We start from the raw sequence: 24,595 nt of genomic DNA on the forward strand, positions 1-24,595 counted from the left end.
ATGGCGGTATGGCAGTTGGGTCTGGCGGTGAAAGAGGCCAAAGGCGGTTACTGAGTCAAGCACTGATTTGCCAACAAAAACGGGCCTGCTGGCCCGTTTTTGTTATTCGTTTTCCAGCAACCAGCGTTTGAGCAGTGCCGCTAACTGAGCCTGCTCCGCCTCGGTCAGTGGCGCCAGCAGGCGACGCTCGTTGGCCACGTGCAGCTCAACCGCTCGGTCGATAAGCGCTTTGCCCGATTCGGTGAGGCAGACCAGCAGGCTGCGCCGATCGCTGGGCGCCGCTTGCCGCTCTATCAGTCCCCGCTCGGCCAGCTTGTCGAGCCGGGCCGTCATGGCACCCGAACTCAACATGGCCGATTGGTAGAGCACTGTCGGCGTCAGTGGCTCACCCGACCGACGCAGGGTCGCCAAAATGTCGAAGTCCGTGCCAAGCAGGCCGCACTCCTTGAGCTCTTCACTCACCTCACGACCGGCAATTGCCGCCATCCGGGCTACCCGACCCAGCACCCCCATAGGAGAACAGTCGAGATCCGGTCGCTGCCGGGCCCACTGAGCCAGCAGCAGGTCTACATGATCTGATTCCATCGCCAACCACTTATCTTTATATCGAGATACTTGATGATAAATCAATTTGGCGCTAACTTATCTTCACTTAAAGATACTTCATAAAGAGATAAATAATGCCAATGCTGATCGCCTTGCTGGCTCCACTGCTGTGGGGCAGCACCTATGCTGTCGTCAGCCTCTACCTGACTGACTACTCACCCTACTGGGTTGCCGTATGGCGAGCACTGCCTGCCGGGCTGCTCTTGTTACTGTTGCATCCGCGCATGCCGCCTTTGCCCTGGGGCAAGCAGTTCCTGTTGGCGTTTTGCAACATTGCCGCCTTCTTCGCTTTGCTGTTTGTGGCAGCCTTCCGGCTGCCGGGGGCAGTAGCAGGTACACTTGGTGCCACCCTGCCGCTGGTGCTGATGCTACTGGCCTGGTTGCAAGATGGCACACGACCGAGCCTGAAATGGCTACTGCTAGGATTGATGGGGTTGGCTGGGGTATTACTGCTGCTCAACCCCTCTGCCAATCTGGATCCTGTCGGGGTTGCATGCGCCATGCTGGCCACAGTGCTGATCGGCCAATCCAGCCGCTGGATGCGCCACTGGCCGGTAAACGATCTGCTGGCGCTGACCGCCTGGCAATTGCTGCTTGGGGGCTTGATGCTGATCCCGCTCGCCTGGTGGCTGGCTGGCCCAATGCCGTTACCGGATCCCGCCAGTGCGCCGGGATTGCTCTGGTTGATCCTGCTCAACACCGGGCTGGGCTACTGGGCCTGGTTGTGGGGATTAAAGCACCACGGCCCGGAGGTGATGGGCATGCTGGCCCTCACCAATCCCATGATGGCTGTGTCGCTTGGGGTATTGATGGTGGGTGAAACCCTGGATGTCAGCCAGTGGATCGGCATCGGGGTGATCCTGCTCTCCCTTTTCCTGATGAAACTGCCAGCACGCCCCTTCTTCAAACGTTGGCAAGCCCACCGAGCGAGTACAGGGATCTGTAACGAGGCGTAAACACCAGACCACCTCAACCCGCGCATGAACAAGAGGAGCCATTGCGGCTCCTCTTTTTAGTCAGCGGTCAGTGACTTGAAGGTGGGTTATACGCCTGCCTTGGCCAGTGCCGCAGAGACGATCTGCTGGGCCTCTTGCTGGATCAGATCTAGGTGCGCGTCGCCCTTGAAGCTCTCCATGTAGATCTTGTAGATGGACTCGGTGCCGGAGGGGCGCGCCGCGAACCAGCCGTTCTCGGTGACAACCTTGAGACCACCGATGGCGGCATCGTTGCCCGGCGCCTTGGTCAGCTTGGCGATGATGGGCTCACCCGCCAGGGTGGAGGCTTCTACCAGTGCAGGATCCAGCTTGGAGAGCACCGCTTTCTGGGCGCTGTTGGCCGGGGCGTCGATACGGCGATAGCTGGAGCGGCCAAACTTGGCTTCCAGTGCGTCGTAGTGAGCCTGCGGATCCTTGCCGGTCACCGCCAGAATTTCCGCCGCCAGCAGCGCCAGAATGAAGCCATCCTTGTCGGTGGTCCAGACGGTGCCATCTTTGCGCAGGAAGGAGGCGCCCGCGCTCTCCTCGCCGCCAAAACCGAACTCGCCACTGTAGAGGCCATCCACGAACCACTTGAAGCCGACCGGCACCTCTTTCAGGGTGCGGCCAATCTCGCCGGCAACCCGGTCAATCATGGACGAGGAGACCAGCGTCTTGCCGACGGCCGCATCGGCAGACCAGCCAGTGCGATGGGTAAACAGATACTGGATTGCCACCGCCAGATAGTGGTTCGGGTTCATCAGGCCGGACTTGGTGACGATACCGTGACGATCGTAGTCAGGGTCGTTGCCAAGGGCGATGTCGAACTTATCTTTGAGGGCAATCAGGCTCGCCATGGCGAACGGGCTGGAGCAGTCCATCCGGATCTTGCCGTCTTTATCCAGGGTCATGAAGGAGAAGGTCGGGTCGACCTTGTAGTTCACCACCTCGATATTCAGGCCATAGGTCTTGGCGATGACGTCCCAGTAGGCAACGCCGGAGCCGCCCAGCGGATCGACACCGATCTTGATGCCCGCGTTCTTGATGGCGTCCATGTCCAGCACATTCTTCAGATCATCCACATAAGGGGTGACATAGTCGTGCTCGACCACGAACGGGCTCTTGAGCGCCTCGGCGAACGGCATCCGTTTCACGCCAGCCAGACCCGCTTCCAGAATCGCGTTGGCACGGTCCTCCACCCACTTGGTGATCTCCCCTTCGGCGGGGCCACCATGGGGCGGGTTGTACTTGAAGCCACCATCTTCCGGCGGGTTGTGGGACGGAGTGATCACCACGCCGTCGGCGCGCGCTGCAGGCTTGCTGGCCCCTTCTTTGCCAGAGTTGTAGCGCAGGATGGCGTGCGAGATGACCGGGGTCGGGGTAAAGCCGAGGCCAGCCTGAATGCGGGTTTCAACACCGTTGGCCGCCAGCACTTCGACCGCACTGGCAAAGGCGGATTCGGACAGGGCGTGGGTATCCATACCGACAAACAGCGGGCCAGTAATACCGGCCTGCTGGCGATACTCCACCAGTGCCTGGGTCACCGCCAGAATGTGGGATTCAGTAAAGGCGCAGTGCAGGGCGCTGCCACGGTGGCCGGAGGTACCAAAGGCCACCCGCTGCTCGGGGCGGCTCATGTCCGGCTTGTTGAGGTAGTAGGCACTGACCAGACGGGGGATGTTGGTCAGGTCGCTTAAACGGGCCGGCTGACCGGCGTGGGAATGCTGAGCCATGGCGTTTTCCTTGCGTAATGGCGGCCTTGCCGGGCAAGGCCTGAGTCTTGAAGAGTCGTTAAATGGCGCCACACACCTGCGCAATCACCTCTTCGCCATAGCCCATGCTGGCCATCAGCTGGGCCACCATATTCTGCTTGCGGCTGGTGTTGGTGTTGGTGATCACCCAGAACGGGGTCTCCGGTACCGGCTTGGGCTTGGTGGTGCTACCGCTGGCACGCAGAGCCTCGGGATCCTGCGAGAAATAGACGCGCTTGCGCCCCTTGATTTCGGTGGCCTGGGTAAAGCCTTCCGGGTTATCCCGGTAGAGGGTACTCAGCACCAGCATAAAGCGGTTGATGGACTTCTCTTCTTTTTGCAGCTCACCAGAATCGAGCAAGGCTTGCAGCCCTTGTTGGGTGGCTACCGTACTGGGCTGCGCGACGGCAACTGGCTCGGCAACCGGCACACGTTGGTGAGCAGGCTGTTCCAGCAGACGGCGCAGGATATCGGAGGCACTCTCACCAATGTGCCGGGTCTGGCTGGCGATATAGAAGTAGAGATCGTCATCAAGCTCGATGGTTTTCATAGGGATGCGCTGGACTCGTCGAAATTCGGATGCGGCGATTATACATAGGCAAACCCGACAGCCCAAGCAAGGGGCTGGCAGATGTACATGAATCTCATCGAGAATACGGCATAATAGCGGGCCAAGTGTGTGATCAGCCGCACTGATAGCCGATCCGGACGGGATTTTTTAGAAAAAAAACCACATAAAATCCCAATCCATTGGACGAAATCCTTTTCTTTCCAGTGCGTTAAATAAAACAGCGATACGCACCCATGACCGACAAGGTGTCATTTTGCAACAAAACAGCATATTGAACTTCAAGGAGCAGGGTCAGGGCCCGGCGGTCATTCTGATCCACGGCCTGTTTGGCAGCCTCGACAACCTCGGCCTGCTGGCCCGTGCCCTCTGCGAACAGTACCGGGTCATCAGCGTCGATCTGCGCAACCACGGCGCCTCCTTTCATAGCAGCGAGATGAGCTATCCGGCGCAAGCGGCCGACATTCTCGCGCTGATGGATCACCTTGAGCTTGATCAGGCGGCGATAGTAGGCCACTCGATGGGGGGCAAGGTAGGGATGCAGGTCACCAAGCTGGCGCCAGAGCGGGTGACCAAGCTGGTGGTGGCCGACATGGCGCCGGTCGCCTATCCCCACTCCCGCCACCAGAATGTCTTTGCCGGACTCAACGCCACACTGCGCACGCCGCCGCAAAGCCGCAGTGAAGCGGAAGCCATGCTGGCGCAGCATATCGAGATCGCCGGGGTACGCCAGTTCCTGCTCAAATCGTTCGCCAGAGGCGAGCATGGCTGGGGTTGGCGCTTCAATGTGCCCGCCCTTGAGCAAAACTACGCCAACATCATGGGCTGGCCAGAGGATGAGCACCGCTTCGAGGGGCCAGTGCTCTTTATCAAAGGGGGGGATTCTGACTATATGCAGCCCCAATACAGCGAGACGGCACTGGCCCAATTCCCGGCGGCAAAGGTGCGTGTCATCGCGGGTACCGGCCACTGGCTGCATGCGGAAAAACCGGCTCTGTTCAACAAATTGGTTGTGGATTTCCTGTCGACAGGCGGTTAACAGTTTCAAATCCTTTGTGATATAGTGCGCCGGTCATAAGGAGTGTGCGCAATCCATGCTAAGTGAACATATCGACCTGATCGAAAGTTTGGGCCTCAAGTTATTCTTTGTGGCCATTTTCATATTGATTGGCCTGGCCATTCAGGACGTGCTCAAGCGCGGCAACGTGCCCCGTTTCGGTCGTTTTATCGTCTGGTTGGTACTGTTTCTGGGTTGTGCGGGTTTTGTCGCCAAGGGGCTGATCGAACTGGGCTGGGAAGGCTCAGGACTCGGCTAACTTATTTTCATCTGTGATGTATGGCCAAACAGCAAACTGATCGAACAACACTGGATCTGTTCGCAAATGAGAAGCGCCCCGGCAGGCCAAAGACCAATCCACTCCCCCGCGAGACCCAGCTCAAGATCAACAAGCGTAACCAGCTTAAGCGCGATCGGGAAAATGGGCTGAAGCGGGTAGAGTTAAAGGTAGAGGCCGAGTTGCTGGAGCGCCTGAACCAACTTGCGTTACAACAGAACATCAGCCGAGCCGAGCTGATCCAATCTATCCTGAAACAACAGATTGAGTCCGCCTTTGCGGTGGACATTGCAGTCTGAGCGTTGAGCATTAACACCAAATACGGGTAACTAAACACTATGGCAAGTGTAGGTCTGTTTTTTGGCAGCGATACCGGTAACACCGAAGCTGTCGCCAAGATGATCCAGAAAGAGCTGGGCAAAAACCTGATTGAAGTCCGTGACATCGCCAAGAGCAGCAAGGCCGACATCGAGAGCTTTGATCTGCTGATGTTCGGCATCCCGACTTGGTACTACGGCGAAGCCCAGGCCGACTGGGACGACTTCTTCCCCGATCTGGGCGAAATCGACTTCACCAACAAGCTGGTCGCCATCTTCGGTTGCGGTGATCAGGAAGACTATTCCGAGTACTTCCTCGACGCCATGGGCACCCTGCGTGACATCGTCGAAGCCAAAGGCGCCATCATCATCGGTCACTGGCCGACTGCTGGCTACGAGTTCGAAGCCTCCAAGGCGCTGGTCGATGACAAGCACTTTGTCGGTCTGGGTATCGATGAAGATCGCCAACCGGAGCTGACTGCCGAGCGCGTCAAGGGCTGGTGCAAGCAGCTGCACGAAGAGATGTGTCTGGGCGAGCTGGAGTAATCCGTTTCCCCTCTTCTCTCTGACAACAAGGGCCCCGACGGGGCCCTTGTTGTATCTGCTTGTTGAGATGCCTGCCTTTATTCTCCCCTGTTATTCACCTCTGTGCTCCGGTTTGGCCCGCACATAGAGGGTGCGCTTGACCTGCGCCACCAGCTCGCCGCTCTTGTCCTGCACCGAGACCTCGAATTCTGGGAAGTGTTTGTTGCCACCTTCAGTCGCCGCCACGATTTCGGCCAGCTTGCCCTCGGTCAGGTTGAACTCGGCCACCAGCTTGCCCTTGCCCGGCTTGATGTAGTTGATGCTGCCCGCCTTGTCCCAGACGTAGTAGCGATTCTTGAAGTAGCCCATCAGCATCAGCGGATAGATGGGGTCCGTCATGGCAAACATGCTGCCGCCAAACTGGGTGCGGTTGGCGTTCTTGTTCCACCAGCGGGATTTGAGGGTCACCCGGCAGTAGCGAAAGTCATCGCTCAGGGTCTCAATCTTGATACCGGCGCCCCAGAAAGGGGGCCAGGCGTTGAGTGCGCGGCGCACCCAGGCCGCATTGTCAAAAAGCCAATCCATGGATCTCATCCGACCAGAATATGAAAGTTACATCTTATCAACATCTGCCATGCCAGCAAGTCGGACGACACGATTGATTATTTCAATCCAACCGGCCATTTATGGCTAAACCCCTTGAATTGCTGGGTTTATTTTTAGGGAGGCTACGACCTATAATGACAGGCCAAGCGAGTTCAAGGTTGCCATTCCTGCGGCAGTCCATCAGAATAACCCCACCTTCGAGAATGCGAATAAGTAGAATATGGCAGACAACAACCAAGCGTTAAAAAAGGCCGGGCTCAAGATCACCTTGCCCCGGGTCAAAATCCTGGAAATCCTGCAACAGCCGGACTGCCAGCACACCAGCGCCGAAGATCTCTATAAACGACTGATCGACCTGGGTGAAGAGATTGGTCTCGCTACCGTCTATCGCGTTCTCAACCAGTTTGATGATGCCGGTATCGTTACCCGTCACCACTTCGAAGGTGGCAAGTCAGTATTCGAGCTGGCCACTCAGGAGCACCACGACCACCTGGTTTGCCTCGACTGCGGCAAGGTGATCGAGTTCTCCGACGAAGTGATCGAACAGCGTCAGCGCGAGATCGCCAAGAAATTCAATATCCATCTCACCAATCACAGCCTCTACCTCTACGGTCACTGTGCTACCGGTGAGTGCAAGCACGACGAATAAGTCGCCCGCGACTTGCAGATAACGGACAATAAAAAAGCCAGCTGATGCTGGCTTTTTTATTGTCCGGCGAAGGCCGTGGCATCGCACAGGGCAGGGTCTCCCCTGCCCTACTGAGTTAGCCTTCGACTTTGCCCCAGGAGTCGCGCAGGGCAACGGTGCGGTTAAACACCAGATGCTCCGGGCTGGAGAGCTTGTTGTCGGCGCAGAAATAACCTTCACGCTCGAACTGGTAAGCCTGCTCCGGCTTGGCGTTCTTCAGGGAAGCCTCGACACGGGCACCCTCGATGATCACCAGGGATTCCGGATTCAGCGCGGCTTCGAAGTCATCCTCGGCGCCCGGGTTCGGCACCTTGAACAGACGGTCGTAAAGACGCACTTCCGCTGGCAGGGAGTGAGTGGCGCTGACCCAGTGGATCACCCCTTTCACCTTGCGGCCATCGGCCGGATCCTTGCCCAGAGTCTCGGGGTCGTAGGAGCAGTAGATGCAGGTGACCTTGCCATCCGCATCTTTCTCGATGCGCTCGGCCTTGATCACATAGGCATTGCGCAGACGCACTTCCTTGCCCAGCACCAGACGCTTGAACTGCTTGTTCGCCTCTTCTTTGAAGTCCGCTTCGTCGATGAAGATTTCACGGGTGAAATTCAGCTCGCGGGTACCCATCTCGGCATTGCTCGGGTGGGCCGGGGCAGTCAGCACTTCGTCGGCAGCCAGGTTCTCGATGACCACTTTCACCGGGTGCAGCACGGCCATGGCGCGCGGTGCATGCTCGTTGAGGTCTTCGCGGATGCAGGCTTCCAGCATGCTCATCTCGACGATATTGTCCTGCTTGGTGACGCCGATGCGCTTGCAGAACTCGCGGATGGAGGCCGGGGTGTAACCACGACGACGCAGACCGGAGACGGTCAGCATGCGCGGGTCATCCCAACCATCGACGTGCTTTTCGGTCACCAGCAGGTTCAGCTTGCGCTTGGACATGACGGTGTATTCGAGGTTCAGACGAGAGAACTCGTACTGACGGGGGTGGCAGTCGATGGTGATGTTGTCCAGCACCCAGTCGTACAGACGACGGTTATCCTGGAACTCCAGGGTGCAGATGGAGTGGGTGATCCCTTCCAGCGCGTCCGAGATGCAGTGGGTGAAGTCATACATCGGGTAGATGCACCACTTGTCACCGGTCTGGTGGTGGTGGGCAAACTTGATACGGTAGATAACCGGATCGCGCATCACCATGAAGGGGGATGCCATGTCGATCTTGGCGCGCAGGCAGGCGGTGCCTTCGGCGAACTCGCCGTTCTTCATCTTGGCAAACAGCGCCAGGTTCTCTTCCACGCTGCGATCGCGGAACGGGCTGTTCTTGCCGGCTTCAGTCAGGGTGCCACGGTACTCGCGCATCTGCTCGGGCGTCAGCTCGTCCACATAGGCCAAACCCTTTTCAATCAGCTCGATGGCGTAGCCGTGCAGCTTGTCGAAATAGTCGGAGGAGTAGCAGATCTCGCCGTTCCACTGGAAGCCGAGCCACTGTACGTCCTGCTTGATGGACTCTACGTACTCGATATCTTCCTTCACCGGGTTGGTGTCATCGAAACGCAGGTTGCACTGGCCCTGATAGTCGCGGGCGATGCCGAAGTTCAGGCAGATGGATTTGGCGTGGCCGATATGGAGATAACCGTTCGGCTCGGGCGGAAAACGGGTATGCACGCTGCTGTGCTTACCGCTGGCCAGATCTTCATCAATGATCTGACGAATAAAGTTAGTTGGGCTGTTCGCCTGACTCATGGCTCACCTCAAAAAAGCGTCACTGGCGGAAGTTGTGCCGGCTGGCACCCTCATCCCCCCGCCGTCAAGCCGGGTATGATCCCTTATTACGGGCGCTGTCTCAACCTGAATTTGGCACTTCCGGGCCATTTCCCGGCCATTGCACCGCTAAAAACGGCGTGGCTTGGCACATTGCACACTAAATGCATAAAAAAGCCCCGCACGAGGCGGGGCTGAAAGTGATGAAAAACACAAAACAGACAATTACACACAACAAAGGCTCACACGCACAGTCAACCTTTCCCAAACCCGATGCGCCATCGCCCTTGGGAAAGGCGGGTCTTGCGACCCACCTCATGTTAACGGTTGACTGCTATCAGTTCAGTTCGGTGACGCGGCTGGTGCGCTTGCCATCGAAGCTGGTGGTACGCAGGTAAACCTTGCCATTCACGCTCGGCTTGGCCGCGGCGTCATAGGCACTCCAGTTGGTACCGTCCAGGCTGTACTGGATGGGCAGACCCGGCAGATCCACGTTCGCTTCCAGCACACCGTTCACTACCTTGGCACCCGGTACGGAGAGACGGTATTCAACACCGGCCTGATCCAGTTTCGGCAGCACGCGCTGACCCAGTACGTTGGCAAACTGGTTCCACTCTTTGTTGAGGGTGGCCTTGTTGACGAACTTGGTCTCGCCGGAGAACTCGCGACCCTTCACATAGTTCAGCTCGAAGCCACCTTTGTGCCAGGCACGCTCGGCCACGGAGAAGATACGCGGGTAGACCATGTACTCATACTGAGCATCGGTACGCACAGTTTCACTCCACTGCTGACCGGAGATCCCCTTGAACTTGACCGGATCCTGGTCACCCTTGGCCACGAAGGCATTGCCGTCGCGGTCAACCGAGGTCTCGGCGTTCTGCGGCAGGTTTTCCGGGGCGAAGGCAAACACCTTGCGGGTGTCGTTGAAACGGGTTGCCCAGTAGTAACCACGCTCGGCCGGGTGTACTTCGTTCGGGAAGTCGAAGTAGAGGTAATCCGGGTTGGACAGCACCACTTGGTAACCCTTGTGCGCCCACTTCATCGCTTCGTTGAAGCCACCCCAGTAGAGGGTTTCCCAGAAGTTGACACGGGTGTTGTCGGTTGCGAAGTCCTTGGCACCGCTGGCGTACTTCAGACCATCTTCCCACGCCTGCAGGGTAGAGAAGCCGCGGTCTTTGACCATCTGGCCCACTTCCTTGGCGAAGTAAACCGGCAGCTCGCCCACTTCCTTGATCTTGCCTTCATCGATCATCTTCTGGCACATCGGGGACTTGCCAAACGGTTTGTCCTGCTTGCTGGAGTCGACGTTACCTTTCCAGGCGACCAGCTCTTCTTTCTTGGTGACGGCCGGATCCTGATAGCCACCGCCCTGCATGATGTTCTTCGCCTCATCACCACCGTAGTGCCATGCGGTCAGCGGCTGACCGGCGGCCTGGTGCATCTGGGCAACTTCATCCATTACCTTGGCCACGAAGGTGGCAGCACCCGGCTGGCAAGGGTTGATGAAGGACATCTTGTCGTAGAACTGGACCGAGGTGACGTTGGAGGTGTCAGCCGGATCAGTCAGACGGAACTGGTTGGCTTCCGCTTCTTTGCCTTCCGCCATCAGACGCTTGTAGCGCGCTTCCATGGAGACCACGGCAGCACGGGCGTGAGCCGGCATGTTGATCTCGGGGATCACGGTCACACCGCGGGCCTTGGCATAACGCACCAGATCCACGTAGTCAGACTTGCTGTAGAAACCGGAACCCTGGTTGTCGCTGGTCGGGCCGGAACCCAGTTGCGGCATCAGGCACTTGGTTTCGGACTCGTCGTGGCAACGCTGGCTACCGACCTGGGTCAGCTCCGGCAGACCCGGGATCTCCAGACGCCAGCCTTCATCGTTGGTCAGGCCAAGGTGCAGCACGTTGAGCTTCATGGCAGACATCTGGTCAACCAGCTTCTTCATGGTATCCAGACTGCGGAAGTGGCGGGCCACGTCGGTCTGCATGCCACGGTATTCAAAGCGCGGCGCATCCTCGACGGTCATCGGGCTCACCAGCTTGTCATCAACACCCAGCAGGGAGATCAGGGATTGTGCCCCCCAGAATGCCCCGTCGATGTCGCGACCCTGGATTACGGTGCCCTTCTGACCGATGGTCATGTCATAACCTTCAGCCTGCTTGAGCTTGCTGCCGAGCTTGATGGTCACCGGGTAGCCGGTGTCGGAGAGGGTAACACCCAGCTTGGTCAGTTGAGCCTTCAGGGCATCGGCGCGATCGCTCGGCAAGTCCAGGGCATTGAGCTTGATGGTAGAGAAGTCGATTTGCGGACCAGCTTTGACTACCTGCTTCATCGGGGTCGGCAGGATCTGGTTGTCAATCTTGCCAGCCGGCAGCAGGGTGCTGGTCTGGTTGGCCGCGAAACGGGTCTCGCTATTCATCAGGATGTTCTTGTCATCCTTGGTGCGCTTCCAGCCATCAGCCGGCATCGGCTTCTCGTAGGTGCTGGCATCATTGATGTTGCTCATGCTGGCCAGTACTTTCGGCTCGGCACCTTCGCTGGCGACATACCAGTTCGGCATGATGTCAGATTCGAACAGTACCCAGTATTCCACCACCAGCGGCACTTCGACCGTGGCATCCTTGGCAAAGCCCTGGAACTTCTCGGTTGGCGTCAAACGATAGAGATCGCCGGTCAGGTGAGTGATGGTGAACTGGTCGTTATCCACACGCTGGATACGACGGATGGAGGAGACGTAGATGCTCCAGTCTTTGGAGGTGACGTCCGCACCGGTATTGGTCAGGTGCAGCTTGGCAACGCCACAGCTCGCCCACTCGGAACCCAGCGCCTGGCAATCGAGGCCGGCACCGGCACCGTCGTTGGTGACCACTTCATACTTGACCACCAGGTTGTTGGCGAGGGAGTCGACCACGGCCTGCTTGGCGGCATCGGCTGCCTGGACCTGGCTGACAAAAACGGTAGACATGGCAATGGCTAACAGAGAATGTTTCAAGTTCATAACTGCTGCTCTCATTTGAAGTAAAGGTTGGATTTTCTTGGCTTTTTTATATGGGGCCCCTGAGCGGGGCCCTTAGTTATGTCAACAATGGACTTAGACTTGAGGTGAGCGAGTCGCTCGATTAACGCAGGGCTTTCATCTCACCGGCGATGATTTCGGCCAATGGGCCCAGAATCACCTGCAGGTTCTGCTCACCGAGTTTGACCACACCGGCCGCACCCAGGGCTTTCAGCTTGCGCTCATCGACGATGCTGCGGTCTTTCAGAGTCAGACGCAGACGGGTGATGCAGGCATCGATGGAGACCAGGTTCTCTTGACCACCCAGCACTTCCAGGTATTGCTTGGCCAGCTCGGTACGGTTGGTAGATTGAGCGGCAGCCGGAGCAGTATCTTCGTCATCTTCACGACCCGGGGTTTTCAGGTTCAGCTTGGCAATCACTACGCGGAACACGGTGTAGTAGAGGCCGAAGAAGACCAGACCCTGAGGGATCAGCATGTACCAGTTGGTCGCCAGCGGGTTACGGCTGGAGAGCACCATATCCACCAGACCGGCACTGAAACCGAAACCGGCCATCCACTGCATGGAGGCAGCGATGAACACGGAGATACCGGTCAGTACGGCGTGGATGACATACAGTACCGGCGCCACGAACATGAAGGAGAACTCGAGCGGCTCGGTTACACCGGTGAAGAAGGAGGCAAAGGCAGCTGCGATCATGATGGAGGCAACTTTCTCTTTGTTCTCTTTCTTGGCGGAGTGGTAGATGGCCAGAGCGGCACCCGGCAAACCGAACATCATGATGGGGAAGAAGCCAGCCTGGTACATACCGACCACGCCTTTCACCTGCTCCAGGCTCTTGCCAGCGGCCAGAGCGGCATCGATGGTAGCCTGACCACCCAGGAAGTTCGGGATGTCGTTGATACCGGCCACGTTGAACCAGAACACGGAGTTCAGGGCGTGGTGCAGACCGATCGGGATCAGCAGACGGTTGAAGAAGGCGTAGATACCGGCACCGGTAGAGCCAAGGCTCACGATGGACTCACCGAAGGAGACCAGACCACCGTAGATTGCCGGCCATACGGCCATCAGGATGAAAGATACGACGATCATCACCACGGAGGTTACGATCGGTACCAGACGACGACCGGAGAAGAAGGAGAGTGCCTTGTGCAGCTCGACGCTGCTGAAGCGGTTGTACAGCTCAGCGGCGATAACACCACACAGGATACCCACGAACTGGTTGCTGATCTTGGCAAACGCGGCAGGAACCTGCTCCACCGGGATGCTCTTGATCTGGGCCACAGCGCCCGGGCTCAGCAGGGTGGTAACGACCAGGAAGCCGACCAGACCTGCCAGGGCAGCAGAACCGTCTTTATCCTTGGACATACCGTAAGCGACACCGACTGCGAACAGTACGGACATGTTATCGATAATGGCTGCGCCCGCTTTAATCAGGAAGGCAGCCAGCGCACTGTCACCACCCCAACCATTCGGGTCAATCCAGTAGCCAACCCCCATCAGGATCGCGGCGGCAGGCAATACCGCTACCGGCACCATCAGGGCACGGCCGATCTTTTGCAAATAACCGAGAATGTTCACGGTTCCTCTCCTTAGTTAATGTTTTTCTAGAAATTAAGTGCTTATCACGTTTGACGCATAAGCCATCAAGGCTTGATTGGCAGTCTAGGGCTTTTATTTCGCTGCGCAAATTAATAAACCGATAATCGTGATCGTTATCACCCAAACAAGATAAAGGTGGTGGATAGATGTGGCTTAGTTCGCAATCTTTATTTACGCTATAAAACAACTTGAATCCGTCTTAGCCAATTGCCACCGCCAAACCGGTCGCAACCCGACACAGAGGTATCCCATATGCGCCTGATCCCGTTGAAATCTGCCAGCCAAGTAGGCCTGTGGTCTGCTCGTTACATCGTTGACCGCATCAACGCGTTCAAGCCGACCAGCGATCGCCCTTTCGTACTGGGCCTGCCCACCGGTGGCACCCCGCTCAATACCTACAAGCGCCTGATCGAGTTGCACAAAGCCGGTGAAGTGAGCTTCCAGAACGTGGTCACCTTCAACATGGACGAGTACGTCGGCCTGCCGGAAGATCACCCGGAGAGCTACCACAGCTTCATGCACAACAACTTCTTCAGCCACATCGACATTCGTCCCGAGAACATCAACATCCTCAACGGCAATGCCGAGGATCTGGTGGCCGAGTGCAAGCGCTACGAAGACAAAATCAAGTCCTACGGCAAGATCCACCTGTTCATGGGTGGCGTGGGTAACGACGGCCACATCGCGTTCAACGAACCGGCCTCTTCCCTCTCCTCCCGCACCCGGGTCAAGACCCTGACCGAAGACACCCGTATCGCCAACTCCCGCTTCTTCGGTGGCGACATGGAGCAGGTGCCCAAACTGGCCCTGACCGTGGGTGTCGGCACCCTGATGGATGCGGAAGAGATCATGATCCTGGTCACCGGTCACGGCAAGGCACTGGCCCTGCAGGCCGCCGTAGAAGGCAGCGTCAACCACATGTGGACCATCTCCACCCTGCAACTGCATCCGAAGGGAATGATGGTGTGCGACGAGCCCTCCACCATGGAGCTCAAGGTCAAGACCGTTCGCTACTTCCAGCAGCTGGAAGCCGCCAACATCGGCCGTCTGTAAGGAGTCGTCATGTACGCATTGACCAACTGCACCCTCTACACCGGCAGCTGCGTGCTGACCGGCTACGGGGTGCTTATCGAGGGCGACAAAATTGTCGCCATCTCTCACCTGGCCGAACTGCCTGCAGGCATCGAGCAGATTGACCTCAAAGGCGCCAACCTGACCGCCGGTTTTATCGACGTGCAGCTCAACGGCTGTGGCGGTGTGATGTTCAACACCGACATCACCACCGAAACCCTGGCGACCATGCAGGCGGCCAACCTCAAATCCGGTACCACCAGCTTCCTGCCGACCCTGATCACCAGTCCGGATGCGGATATGAAGCAGGCCGTTGCGGTGACCCGTAACTACATGGCTGCCAACCCCAACGAGGTGCTGGGCGTCCATCTGGAAGGGCCTTACACCAACCTCAAGCGCAAGGGGATCCACCCTGCCGCGCAAATTCGCCAGCCAGCGGACGAAATGATCGACTTCTTCTGCGCCAACGCGGATGCCATCACCAAAATCACCCTGGCTCCAGAGCGCAACGAGCCGGCCCATATCCGCCGTCTGGTGGAAGCGGGCATTCTGGTCTCGGCCGGTCACACTGCCGCCAGTTACGATCAGGCGATGGCCGGGTTTGATAACGGCATTCGCTTTGCGACCCACCTCTACAACGCAATGACTCCGACCCTCAACGGTCGCGAGCCGGGCGTGGTGGGCGCCATCTACGATCGCAAAGATGTCTATGCGGGCATCATCGTCGATGGCCACCATGTGCACTGGGCCAACGTGCGTCTGGCTCACAAGGCGCTGGGGGAGCGACTGGTGCTGGTCACCGATGCCACCGCAGCAGCCGGAGCGCCGGAAGGCTTTGAGAAATTTGATTTTTGTGGCACCACCGTCTTTTTACGCGATGGTCAGTGTGTCGACGAGAATGGTACACTCGGCGGTTCCTCCCTCACCATGATTGAGGGGGTGGAAAATCTGGTCAAGCAGGTCGGATTACCGCTCGATGAAGCACTGAGAATGGCCAGCCTCTACCCCGCTCGCGCCATTGGATGGGACTCACGTCTCGGTAGTATCCAGGTCGGTAAAGTAGCCAACCTCACTGTCTTCGATCAGGACTTCACGGTCCGTGGGACCGTGGTTAACGGACACTACACACAACAGTGACATCATGACTGGCGGACAAATAGCAAACGTAGATCTTATCAAGCAGGTCAACAGTGCAGCCGTGTATCGGCTCATCGACCTGCAAGGCCCCATCTCCCGGGTCAAGATTGCCGAGTTGAGTCAGCTGGCCCCGGCCAGCGTGACCAAAATAACCCGGCAACTGATCGAGCATGGCCTGATCAAGGAGACCTCTCCGCAAGCCTCAACCGGCGGGCGGCGTGCCATCTCCCTGACCACCATCAAACATCGCTTTCAGTTTGTCTCTGCCAAGCTGGGCCGCGGCTACCTGCAACTGAGTCTCTATGACCTCGATGGCAAGGAGCTCGACCAGCACGTCATTCAGGTGACCGAGATCGACCAGCAACCCGTGGTCGACATGCTGCTGCGAGAGATTGGCGCCTTTATCGATGCCAACCGCGAACGTTGTCGCAACCTCATCAGCATCGCGCTGACCATGCCGGGCCTGGTCAACCCGGAATCCGGTATGGTCATCTACACCCCCAAGTACCAGATCCGTAATCTGGGGCTGGCGAAGCTGCTTGAGAACCACTTCAACCTCCCCTGCTATGTGGGCAACGACACCCGCTCGCTGGCGCTGGCCGAACACTTCTTCGGCGAGTCCCGCGACTGCATGGACTCCATTCTAGTGAGCGTCCATCAGGGGACGGGCTCGGGGATCATCACCAAGGGTCAGGTGTTCCTCGGTCAGAACCGCAACGTCGGCGAGATCGGCCATATTCAGGTCGAGCCGCTCGGCAAGCGCTGCCACTGTGGCAACTTCGGCTGCCTCGAAACCATCGCCTCCAACGAAGCGATCATCGACAAGGTGAAGGAGCTCATCAGCCGCGGTCACCAGAGCGCACTGCAAGAGAAACACATCACCATTCAGGAGGTGTGCAAGGCGGCACTGGCAGGTGATGAGCTGGCCCGCAGCGTGATCGAGAACGTGGGTGAGCATCTGGGACGAGCGGTGGCTATTACGGTCAACCTGTTCAACCCGCAGAAGGTGCTGATCGCCGGTGAAATCACCGCCGCCGAAGAGATCCTCTTCCCGGCAATTCGTCGCTGTGTCGAGCATCAATCCCTGCCGAGCTTCCACCGTGGCCTGCCCATCGTGAAAGCCCGCTTCCAGAACCAGCCGACCTATGGCGGCTTTGCGCTGGTCAAGCGCGCCCTGCTGGAGGGAGATCTGCTGCAGATCATCATGGAGCAGAAGTAAGGCTCTGATCTTGCGAGATAACAAAACGGCAGCCAGTGGCTGCCGTTTTCTATTGTGTGCTTTGCTGGCGGTTTAGCCCGCCCGACATGGCTTGAACAGATCCAGCTTGTTGTCGTAAACACGGGTCTGCACATCCATGATCCCCAGCATGGAGTGAAAGAGGTTGTCATGGGAGAAGCGCTGACTGCTCGCCTCCGCCGCCAGGCAACCCATATCAAGCTGGCGATCGGCCTGTAACTGGGGCGAGAACCAGGTCAGCAGCGGCACCCGGGTCTGATCATCCGGCGCAAATTTGTAGGGCGTGCCGTGCAGATAGAGCCCCATGGCCCCGAGGGATTCGCCGTGATCGGAGAGATAGACCAGTCCCACATCGTACTGGCTCTCCAGCGACTTGAGCTTGTCTATCAGCAGACCCACCACCTTGTCGGTGTAGCGGATGGTGTTGTCATAGGTGTTGACCAGCTCTTCGTTGCTGCAGTTTTCAATGTCGCTACGCGGGCAGTCCGGCATAAAGACGCGCTCACTGGCAGGGTAACGACGAAAATAGGTCGGGCCATGGCTGCCCATCAGGTGAAAAGCCACCAGCTTGTTGCCCTTCATGCTGGCAATCTGCTGATCCAGCCCCTCCAGCAGCACCTCGTCATAGCAAGACTCCCCCTGACAGAGCGCAGGATAGGATTTGGGGAGGATCTCGATGGTCGGCACATTGCGGCACACCCCTTTGCAGCCGCCATCATTCTCTTTCCACAATACCGAGACTCCGGCATGTTGCAGCACATCGAGCAGACCGTCACGGGAGCTGGCGAGCTGGTCATCGTAACCACGGCGCGTGAGGTTGGAGAACATGCAGGGCACCGAAACTGCAGTGGCAGTACCGCAGGAGCGCACATCTTTGAACGACACCACCCCCTGCTCTTTGGCCGTGAAGCTGTTGGTTGCCTTGCCATACCCGTTAAGGGAGTAGTTCTGGCTGCGCGCCGTCTCCCCCACCACCAGGAACATCAAAGTTGGCTTGCTTCCCCGTGCCACCACCCTGGCATCGGTCCCCAACTGCTGGTAGGGGATCGGCGTGGCAAACAGCACATCCCGCCCATATTTGTAGAGGCCGTGCACATAGTTGGCGGGCACAATCTCTTTGGCCAGCGACTTGTTGTTGCGCCCGACCGAGGCGTAATCCTGATAGTAAAGTGACGCGACGCCCCCGATAAACAGTAGAGAGATAGCCAGTGCACCTGCCCGCCACGCCAACCCCTGATACCAGCGAGCCGGATAGCGGATCCGCAGTGACCAGAGCACCAGAACAGGCAGCAGCCCGGTCAGCAGAAACCAGAGCGCAACCGAGCCATTCAAATAGGCCCCCGCCTCACCACTGTTGGTCTCCACTATGTTCTGGATCATGCCTGCATCAAAGATGACGCCGTATTTGAGCATGGCGTAGCTGACGATGGAGCCAGTCAGAATAAGCACGGTAAAAAAGGGCTTGAGCACAAACCGGAACGTGAAGGGAATAAACACGGCATTGAGCGCCGCGATCAGCACCAGCGGGATCGAGATGGCAAATCCGGCTTTGACATGGGTCAGGGCGCTGAGCACCGTATAGAAATGCAAAAAGATTGGCCAGTTCAGTACCAGGGCGAAAAAGAGCACCAGCAACAGATTGGTCTGCAGTACACCGAGGGTTACACGCATAAACAACTCCTACATACCGGCCTGCAGTGCAGCGGGCCGGCCAAGCCAACAAAAACGACGGGGCCAGCGTAGGAAGTAAAACTTAAGCGCGAATTAAGAGGAGCAGCACGGCGCTCGTGCGCCCCATCACAGCACGGGGTGCTCCGCAGCCCCGAAATGGATTTTTAGTTGTCTATCCATCGGATTTTGCTAGCTTGTTGAGTAGGCATTCGCGAAATGCAGGTTAACCGATGGCACTGATCCAAGCCTCGATAGAGCAATTGAGAGTAGGCCACTATATCCATCTCCCCACGGGATGGACCAACCACCCGTTTATGTTCAATACCTTCAAGATCAAGGACCAGCAGCAACTCGACATTCTCCGTCATCTTGATCTCACCCTGCTGATGGTCGACCCCGACAAGAGCGATCTGCCCATCGAGCCGCTGCTGCGCGGCGATATCCCGGATGCCGGGCCTGATCTTGATGAACTGGAAGAGCTGATTGCCTCGGGCCCGCCCCCATTTGACGAAAAGGCCTTTCGCCGCTCCATGCGCGCCGCCGACAAAGCCTTTGGCCAATCCATGAGCGAGCTGCGCGATGCACTCGGGGCGCTCAACCTCAAACCGGATGAGGGGCTGGCCAATACCGCCCAGATCGTCCGCAATGCCGCCTTCACCCTCAGTCAGCATGAAGGGCCTCTCGGGCTCCACCTTATTCGCAGCCCCCACACCGATATCCTGCTGCAACACAGCCTCAATGTGGCTTTCATTGCCATGCTGATGGCACGCGAATTGGGGATGAATCCTATAGAACTGGAAGAGACGGGACTTGCGGGACTTATCCACGATATCGGTGAACTGAAGATCCCGAGCCAGATCACCCAAAAACGCGGGGATCTCAACAAGGCCGAGCAGAACTTCCTCAATATGCATCCCCAGTACGGATTTGACATGCTGACCCAGCTCAACGCCTTTGAACCGAAAATCCGTCAGGTCGCCCATCTGCACCACGAGCGGCTAGACGGCAGCGGTTATCCGCTCGGGATCAAGGGCGGGGAGATCCCGCCGCTGGCGCGGTTGATCGGGCTGGTCGACTTCTACGATGAGCTGCTCCATCCCCGCAACAGCGGCAACCCGGCCGCGCCGAGTCAGGCCATCAGCCAGCTCTACAAGTTATCCCAGAAGAAGTTCGACCAGAATCTGGTCAAGTTGCTGGTCAAAGTACTGGGGGTCTATCCGCCGGGATCACTGGTGAAACTCTCCGACGAGAGCATCGCGCTGGTGCTCTCTACCGAACCCACCATGCCCCTCAAGCCGAAGATCCTGCCCTATATCAAGGCCCAGCGGCCAGAAGCCGTCGCCATGATCGATCTGCGGGAAGATGAACGCACCATCACTGCTTTTATCAAACAGGAAGAGCTGGATGAGGGACAACGGCAGTTCTTCAACCTGACCCGCCGCTTCTGCTACTACTTTGCATTCTGAGTTATCCCCAGAAGCTGGGGATAACTCATTGGACAAACCGGAATAATTGCTCAAACCCCCATCAGAAGGTTGCCAACTGACCATGTATAAAAAACGCCCAGCCAAGGGGCCGGGCGGAGCATGCCACCTCCGTGTGGCGTATCCAGCGGATACATTCATGCTCCATCCATCAATATCAACCCGCTGCCGCTTACACAAATATCAATTTAACATGCTGATTTGATATGGTTTTATCCACTTGTTCTGGCAAACTGGCGGCCCGTTGCGCCCAGTTGGGCCAACAGAACAAGATCCTGATCACACTTATTCACGGGCTGAACATTTTTTCAGCTGGCTTATGAGGAGTGTTTTTTATGCAGTTGGTCCTCTCCTTGCTGCAACAGATGAGCGTCAGCCTGGTGATAGCCTATCTCTTCTCGAAAAGCCCGCTGCTGCGCCCGCTTGCCAACTATTCCGTGAGACTACCTCACAAGATACTGATATACATCATCTTTTCCAGCTTTTGTATCCTCGGCACCTATGTAGGCCTCGATATCGACGATGCCATCGCCAACACCCGGGCGGTCGGCGCCGTCTTGGGGGGATTATTGGGGGGACCGCTGGTGGGCTTTCTGGTGGGGCTGACCGGCGGCCTGCACCGCTATACGCTAGGGGGATTTACCGATCTCGCCTGCGCCATCTCCACCACTTGCGAGGGGTTGCTCGGGGGCATAGTGCACTGGCGACTGATGCGCTCGGGACGAACGGATGCCCTGTTTGAACCGCGTATCGCCTTCTTTACCACCCTCTACGCCGAGATCATGCAGATGGTCATCATCCTGCTGGTGGCGACCCCGTTCGACAAATCCCTGCTGCTGGTACGCACCATCGCCACCCCGATGATTCTGGCCAACTCCTGCGGCGCGGCGCTCTTTATCAGCATGATCCGCGACCAGCAGCGGATGTATGAGAAGTTCTCCCGGGTCTTCTCCGCCAAGGCGCTCAATATCGCCAACCGCACAGTGGGGATCATGAGTCAGGGCTTTACCCCGGAGGCGAGCAACAAGATTGCCCGCATCATTCAGGAGGAGACCGGCGTGGGGGCGGTCGCCATCACGGACACCGAGCAGATCCTCGCCTTTATCGGCACCGGCGAAGATCATCATCTGCCGGGCACCCCTATCGCGTCAGCCATCACTATGCAGGCTATCGCCCAAAACAAGGTGCTGTTTGCCGATGGCAACAGCCAGCCCTATCGCTGCAGCCTCTCCTCTGCATGCCAGCTGGGTTCGGTGCTGGTGATCCCGCTGCAGGGGGACAAGGGAGTGATCGGCACCATCAAGCTCTACGAGCCGAAGAAGCGGCTGTTTCTCAAGATCAACCACACCCTGGGGGAAGGGATTGCCAACCTGCTGTCACAGCAGTTGCTGGCCGGTCGGCTGGAGCAGCATCAGCGGCTGCTGGTGCAGTCCGAACTCAAGCTGATCCAGGCCCAGATCAACCCCCACTTTCTGTTCAACACCCTCAACACCATCAGTGCCATCACCCGGCGCGATCCGGACAAGGCGCGGGATCTGCTGCTGCATCTATCGCTGTTCTTTCGCAAGAACCTCAAACGCCAGAGCGGCCTTGCGACCCTGCAGGAGGAGCAGGAGCACTGCCAATCCTATCTGGAGATCGAGCTGGCCCGCTTTGGCGATCGGCTGACGGTGATAAACGAGATCCCGCCCCATCTGGCCACACTGCGACTGCCCAGCTTCACCCTGCAACCGTTGATCGAGAATGCCATCAAGCACGGCATCTCGACCCTGCTGGAGCAGGGGCGCATTCGCCTCTGGACCGAAGAGCATCCCACCAGCGTCACCATCCATGTGGAAGATAATGCAGGCACCTGGCAAGCACATCCCGCTGGCGACGGTCTGGGCATGACCATTGTCGATCGGCGACTGAAAAGCGCCTTTGGCGAGCGCTATGGCGTGACTATTGCGTGCAAGCCTGAGCAGTGGACCCGGGTCTCGTTCACCATCCCCAAGGAGCAACCATGATCCGCACCCTGATAGTCGATGACGAACACTATGCCCGCGAAGAGTTGAGGCAACAGCTGGCCTGCGATCCTGCCATCGAGATCGTGGGGGAAGCGGCCAACGCCATCGAGGCGCTGCCGCTTATTCAGCGCCTCAAGCCTGATGTGGTGTTCCTCGATATTCAGATGCCCAAGCTGAGCGGCATGGAGCTGGTCGCCATGCTCGACCCCCTGCCCCGGATCGTCTTTGTCACCGCCTTTGACGAATATGCCATTCAGGCCTTTGAAGAGAACGCCTTCGACTACCTGCTCAAACCGGTGGAGCCCGCCCGGCTCGCCAAGACCCTCGCTCGCCTCAAGCAGGATATCTCCCCGCAGCCCATCGAGCGGCTGGCCCCGACTATCGAACATATTCCGGGCTATCTGCACAATCGGGTCAGGCTGCTGCCCATCGCGCAAGTGGAATATGCCTTCTCCGATCTTGGCGGGGTCCATGTGGCCTGTCAGGGCGAGCTGTTCCACACCCAGCTCACCCTCAAATCCCTGGAAGAAAAGAGCCCGCTACTGCGCTGCCACCGCCAGTATCTGGTCTCCCCCAACGCAATCTTCGAGATCCGGCTGCTGGATAACCAGCTGGCAGAGATTGTCACCCCGAGCGGCGCCCGGGTGCCGGTCAGTCGTCGCTATCTCAAGGAGCTCAAAGATCAGCTGGGGCTGGACTGAGCCGCGGAGTGTGCGCCTGATCACAGCCGCCGACCGCTCGGCGCGCCAAAGCGCCGCTCGGGGAGTTTCACCTGCCAGTCAGGCGCAACCGTTTTAGACTCGCTCTGCACACTAAAAAATAACAATGCAGGAGCGTAGCAATGATCTGGTTCTTCCTCTGTGTCGGCTTACTTGTGGCCGGCTACTTCATATACGGCAAATTCATCGAACGGATATTCAGCCCGAAACCCGAGCTGAAAACCCCCGCCATCACCATGGCTGACGGGGTGGACTATGTCCCGATGTCGGACAAGAAAGTCTATCTGGTTCAACTGCTCAACATCGCAGGTGTTGGCCCCATCTTCGGCCCCATCCTGGGTGCCCTCTACGGCCCGGTCGCCATGCTCTGGATCGTCTTTGGCTGCATCTTCGCCGGTGCGGTACATGACTACTTCTCCGGCATGCTGTCGGTGCGCGCCAAGGGTGCCTCGGTGCCAACCGTGGTCGGTGAGCATCTGGGCACCGCCGCCAAGCACTTCATGAACCTGTTTGCCGTGGTGCTGCTGATGCTGGTCGGCGTGGTATTCGTGCTGAGCCCGGCGGGCCTCTTGGCCAACCTCACCTCCACCGATCTGGTCTACTGGATTGTGGCAATCTTTGCTTACTACATCCTCGCGACCATAGTCCCCATCGACAAGATCATCGGCCGCTTCTACCCCATCTTCGGCGCCCTGCTGGTCTTCATGTCGGTCGGCCTCATCGTTGGCCTGATCGCCTCCGGCAAAGGCTTCTACAACACCGGGATGGACTTCTCCAACCTGCACCCGACCGAACTGCCGCTCTGGCCGCTGCTGTTCATCACCATCGCCTGTGGCGCGGTATCAGGCTTCCACGCCACCCAGTCACCGCTGATGGCGCGCTGCATGCAGAACGAAAAATCCGGCCGCTTCATCTTCTACGGCGCAATGATCGGTGAAGGGATCATCGCCCTTATCTGGTGCACCCTGGGTCTCTCCTTCTACGACAGCACCGAAGCGCTCAACGCCACCATGGCCAACGGCGGCCCGGCAGCCGTGGTACACGAAGTCTCCACCAGCCTGCTCGGCACAGTCGGCGGCATTCTGGCCATCCTCGGCGTGGTGATCCTGCCCATCACCTCCGGTGACACCGCGTTTCGCAGTGCTCGCCTGATCGTGGCGGACTTCCTGAAGATGACCCAGAAGCCGCTGGCCAAGCGTCTGCTGATCGCCATCCCCATGTTTATCCTTGGCTTCATCATCTCCAAGGCTGAGTTCGGGGTGATCTGGCGCTACTTCGGCTGGGCCAACCAGACCACCGCCGTCATCATGCTGTGGGCCGCTGCCGCCTACCTCATCAAAGAGGGCAAGCTGCACTGGATCTGCACCATTCCCGCCATGTTCATGACTGCTGTGGTGATCACCTATCTGGCCAACGCCCCCATCGGGTTCGGGCTGGAGATGGGGACCTCCACCATCATCGGCCTGACTGCAACGGCGGCCATTACCGTGGCCTTCCTGATGAAGTTCCGCCAGCCGCTGGTC

The 24,595-nt window shown here is 58.1% G+C and carries 21 protein-coding genes; 13 read left to right on the top strand and 8 right to left on the bottom strand.

Annotated features, from left to right (window positions below; translation table 11 throughout):
- Positions 1-102 precede the first annotated feature (102 nt).
- A complete protein-coding gene (locus AB5Y85_RS02685) occupies positions 103-585 on the bottom strand; it encodes a MarR family winged helix-turn-helix transcriptional regulator (RefSeq protein WP_005334289.1) in 483 nt (160 codons plus the stop codon).
- Positions 586-680: 95 nt separating this feature from the next.
- On the opposite strand from AB5Y85_RS02685, the gene AB5Y85_RS02690 reads away from it, so the two are divergent.
- The gene (locus tag AB5Y85_RS02690; protein ID WP_257687347.1) at positions 681-1,562 is read left to right on the top strand and encodes a DMT family transporter; all 882 of its coding nucleotides are present in this window, start codon (positions 681-683) and stop codon (positions 1,560-1,562) included.
- Positions 1,563-1,648: 86 nt separating this feature from the next.
- On the opposite strand, the gene pgm is transcribed toward AB5Y85_RS02690, so the two are convergent.
- Both pgm and seqA read right to left on the bottom strand, forming a co-directional pair.
- Positions 1,649-3,313, bottom strand: a complete 1,665-nt coding sequence (gene pgm, locus AB5Y85_RS02695) for a phosphoglucomutase (alpha-D-glucose-1,6-bisphosphate-dependent) (protein ID WP_257687346.1) — start codon at positions 3,311-3,313, stop codon at positions 1,649-1,651.
- A gap of 58 nt (positions 3,314-3,371) precedes the next feature.
- The gene (gene seqA, locus AB5Y85_RS02700) at positions 3,372-3,881 is read right to left on the bottom strand and encodes a replication initiation negative regulator SeqA (RefSeq protein WP_005350541.1); all 510 of its coding nucleotides are present in this window, start codon (positions 3,879-3,881) and stop codon (positions 3,372-3,374) included.
- 292 nt (positions 3,882-4,173) lie between these two features.
- On the opposite strand from seqA, the gene AB5Y85_RS02705 reads away from it, so the two are divergent.
- From AB5Y85_RS02705 to fldA, 4 genes are read left to right on the top strand one after another with little or no spacing between them, the layout of a single operon-like run.
- Complete coding sequence (locus tag AB5Y85_RS02705; RefSeq protein ID WP_236282698.1) at positions 4,174-4,938, top strand: alpha/beta fold hydrolase; 765 nt, start codon at positions 4,174-4,176, stop codon at positions 4,936-4,938.
- Between the two features lie 55 nt (positions 4,939-4,993).
- Positions 4,994-5,215, top strand: a complete 222-nt coding sequence (locus AB5Y85_RS02710; protein ID WP_005334296.1) for a DUF2788 domain-containing protein — start codon at positions 4,994-4,996, stop codon at positions 5,213-5,215.
- Between the two features lie 20 nt (positions 5,216-5,235).
- Entirely contained in the window at positions 5,236-5,532 is a 297-nt protein-coding gene (ybfE, locus tag AB5Y85_RS02715) for a LexA regulated protein (protein WP_005334297.1), read from the top strand.
- A 39-nt stretch (positions 5,533-5,571) separates the two neighbouring features.
- A complete protein-coding gene (gene fldA, locus AB5Y85_RS02720; RefSeq protein ID WP_005334298.1) occupies positions 5,572-6,096 on the top strand; it encodes a flavodoxin FldA in 525 nt (174 codons plus the stop codon).
- Positions 6,097-6,186: 90 nt separating this feature from the next.
- Here the strand turns inward: fldA and AB5Y85_RS02725 are convergent, their stop codons facing one another.
- On the bottom strand, positions 6,187-6,660 hold the full coding sequence (locus AB5Y85_RS02725) for a DUF4442 domain-containing protein (protein ID WP_058056010.1): 474 nt from the start codon (positions 6,658-6,660) through the stop codon (positions 6,187-6,189).
- Between the two features lie 241 nt (positions 6,661-6,901).
- On the opposite strand from AB5Y85_RS02725, the gene fur reads away from it, so the two are divergent.
- Positions 6,902-7,330 (top strand): ferric iron uptake transcriptional regulator, encoded by a 429-nt coding sequence (fur, locus tag AB5Y85_RS02730; RefSeq protein ID WP_257687345.1) that lies wholly within the window; start codon positions 6,902-6,904, stop codon positions 7,328-7,330.
- A 115-nt stretch (positions 7,331-7,445) separates the two neighbouring features.
- Here the strand turns inward: fur and glnS are convergent, their stop codons facing one another.
- The 3 genes from glnS to nagE form a co-directional block, all read right to left on the bottom strand.
- Positions 7,446-9,107, bottom strand: a complete 1,662-nt coding sequence (gene glnS / locus AB5Y85_RS02735) for a glutamine--tRNA ligase (protein WP_005334302.1) — start codon at positions 9,105-9,107, stop codon at positions 7,446-7,448.
- 355 nt (positions 9,108-9,462) lie between these two features.
- Positions 9,463-12,126 carry a beta-N-acetylhexosaminidase gene (locus AB5Y85_RS02740; protein WP_201903730.1) on the bottom strand — a complete coding sequence of 888 codons (2,664 nt, stop codon included), beginning with the start codon at positions 12,124-12,126 and terminating at the stop codon, positions 9,463-9,465.
- A gap of 121 nt (positions 12,127-12,247) precedes the next feature.
- Positions 12,248-13,726, bottom strand: a complete 1,479-nt coding sequence (nagE, locus tag AB5Y85_RS02745) for an N-acetylglucosamine-specific PTS transporter subunit IIBC (RefSeq protein WP_021231106.1) — start codon at positions 13,724-13,726, stop codon at positions 12,248-12,250.
- Between the two features lie 273 nt (positions 13,727-13,999).
- Between nagE and nagB the strand changes: the two genes are divergently transcribed.
- From nagB to AB5Y85_RS02760, 3 genes are read left to right on the top strand one after another with little or no spacing between them, the layout of a single operon-like run.
- On the top strand, positions 14,000-14,800 hold the full coding sequence (gene nagB / locus AB5Y85_RS02750; RefSeq protein ID WP_005334308.1) for a glucosamine-6-phosphate deaminase: 801 nt from the start codon (positions 14,000-14,002) through the stop codon (positions 14,798-14,800).
- Positions 14,801-14,809: 9 nt separating this feature from the next.
- Entirely contained in the window at positions 14,810-15,955 is a 1,146-nt protein-coding gene (gene nagA, locus AB5Y85_RS02755; protein ID WP_257687344.1) for an N-acetylglucosamine-6-phosphate deacetylase, read from the top strand.
- 4 nt (positions 15,956-15,959) lie between these two features.
- Positions 15,960-17,174: an ROK family protein gene (locus tag AB5Y85_RS02760; RefSeq protein WP_005334312.1), complete on the top strand. Its 1,215-nt coding sequence runs from the start codon at positions 15,960-15,962 to the stop codon at positions 17,172-17,174.
- A gap of 72 nt (positions 17,175-17,246) precedes the next feature.
- Here AB5Y85_RS02760 and AB5Y85_RS02765 read toward each other — a convergent pair whose 3' ends face one another.
- Entirely contained in the window at positions 17,247-18,863 is a 1,617-nt protein-coding gene (locus AB5Y85_RS02765) for a phosphoethanolamine transferase (protein WP_257687343.1), read from the bottom strand.
- Between the two features lie 230 nt (positions 18,864-19,093).
- On the opposite strand from AB5Y85_RS02765, the gene AB5Y85_RS02770 reads away from it, so the two are divergent.
- The 4 genes from AB5Y85_RS02770 to AB5Y85_RS02785 form a co-directional block, all read left to right on the top strand.
- Positions 19,094-20,329, top strand: a complete 1,236-nt coding sequence (locus AB5Y85_RS02770) for an HD-GYP domain-containing protein (protein ID WP_103250499.1) — start codon at positions 19,094-19,096, stop codon at positions 20,327-20,329.
- Between the two features lie 353 nt (positions 20,330-20,682).
- Positions 20,683-22,353: a sensor histidine kinase gene (locus AB5Y85_RS02775; protein WP_257687342.1), complete on the top strand. Its 1,671-nt coding sequence runs from the start codon at positions 20,683-20,685 to the stop codon at positions 22,351-22,353.
- Positions 22,350-23,054, top strand: a complete 705-nt coding sequence (btsR, locus tag AB5Y85_RS02780; protein ID WP_005350523.1) for a two-component system response regulator BtsR — start codon at positions 22,350-22,352, stop codon at positions 23,052-23,054. Before AB5Y85_RS02775 ends, btsR begins: the two co-directional genes overlap by 4 nt.
- 140 nt (positions 23,055-23,194) lie before the next feature.
- On the top strand, positions 23,195-24,595 hold a 1,401-nt coding region (locus AB5Y85_RS02785), incomplete at its 3' end, for a carbon starvation protein A (protein WP_368221160.1).

This window comes from Aeromonas sp. R3-1 (assembly GCF_040908345.1).
GTDB classification, from domain to species: Bacteria; Pseudomonadota; Gammaproteobacteria; order Enterobacterales; family Aeromonadaceae; genus Aeromonas; species Aeromonas veronii.

Excerpts from the sequence above, each read along its gene's own strand:
- AB5Y85_RS02765 (WP_257687343.1), bottom strand. The coding sequence starts at position 18,863 with ATGCGTGTAACCCTCGGTGTACTGCAGACCAATCTGTTGCTGGTGCTC.
- AB5Y85_RS02740 (WP_201903730.1), bottom strand. The coding sequence starts at position 12,126 with ATGAACTTGAAACATTCTCTGTTAGCCATTGCCATGTCTACCGTTTTT.
- ybfE (WP_005334297.1), top strand. The coding sequence starts at position 5,236 with ATGGCCAAACAGCAAACTGATCGAACAACACTGGATCTGTTCGCAAAT.
- AB5Y85_RS02770 (WP_103250499.1), top strand. The coding sequence starts at position 19,094 with ATGGCACTGATCCAAGCCTCGATAGAGCAATTGAGAGTAGGCCACTAT.
- AB5Y85_RS02775 (WP_257687342.1), top strand. The coding sequence starts at position 20,683 with ATGCAGTTGGTCCTCTCCTTGCTGCAACAGATGAGCGTCAGCCTGGTG.
- nagB (WP_005334308.1), top strand. The coding sequence starts at position 14,000 with ATGCGCCTGATCCCGTTGAAATCTGCCAGCCAAGTAGGCCTGTGGTCT.
- fldA (WP_005334298.1), top strand. The coding sequence starts at position 5,572 with ATGGCAAGTGTAGGTCTGTTTTTTGGCAGCGATACCGGTAACACCGAA.
- btsR (WP_005350523.1), top strand. The coding sequence starts at position 22,350 with ATGATCCGCACCCTGATAGTCGATGACGAACACTATGCCCGCGAAGAG.
- nagA (WP_257687344.1), top strand. The coding sequence starts at position 14,810 with ATGTACGCATTGACCAACTGCACCCTCTACACCGGCAGCTGCGTGCTG.
- glnS (WP_005334302.1), bottom strand. The coding sequence starts at position 9,107 with ATGAGTCAGGCGAACAGCCCAACTAACTTTATTCGTCAGATCATTGAT.
- seqA (WP_005350541.1), bottom strand. The coding sequence starts at position 3,881 with ATGAAAACCATCGAGCTTGATGACGATCTCTACTTCTATATCGCCAGC.
- pgm (WP_257687346.1), bottom strand. The coding sequence starts at position 3,313 with ATGGCTCAGCATTCCCACGCCGGTCAGCCGGCCCGTTTAAGCGACCTG.
- AB5Y85_RS02710 (WP_005334296.1), top strand. The coding sequence starts at position 4,994 with ATGCTAAGTGAACATATCGACCTGATCGAAAGTTTGGGCCTCAAGTTA.
- AB5Y85_RS02760 (WP_005334312.1), top strand. The coding sequence starts at position 15,960 with ATGACTGGCGGACAAATAGCAAACGTAGATCTTATCAAGCAGGTCAAC.
- AB5Y85_RS02685 (WP_005334289.1), bottom strand. The coding sequence starts at position 585 with ATGGAATCAGATCATGTAGACCTGCTGCTGGCTCAGTGGGCCCGGCAG.
- AB5Y85_RS02690 (WP_257687347.1), top strand. The coding sequence starts at position 681 with ATGCCAATGCTGATCGCCTTGCTGGCTCCACTGCTGTGGGGCAGCACC.
- fur (WP_257687345.1), top strand. The coding sequence starts at position 6,902 with ATGGCAGACAACAACCAAGCGTTAAAAAAGGCCGGGCTCAAGATCACC.
- AB5Y85_RS02725 (WP_058056010.1), bottom strand. The coding sequence starts at position 6,660 with ATGGATTGGCTTTTTGACAATGCGGCCTGGGTGCGCCGCGCACTCAAC.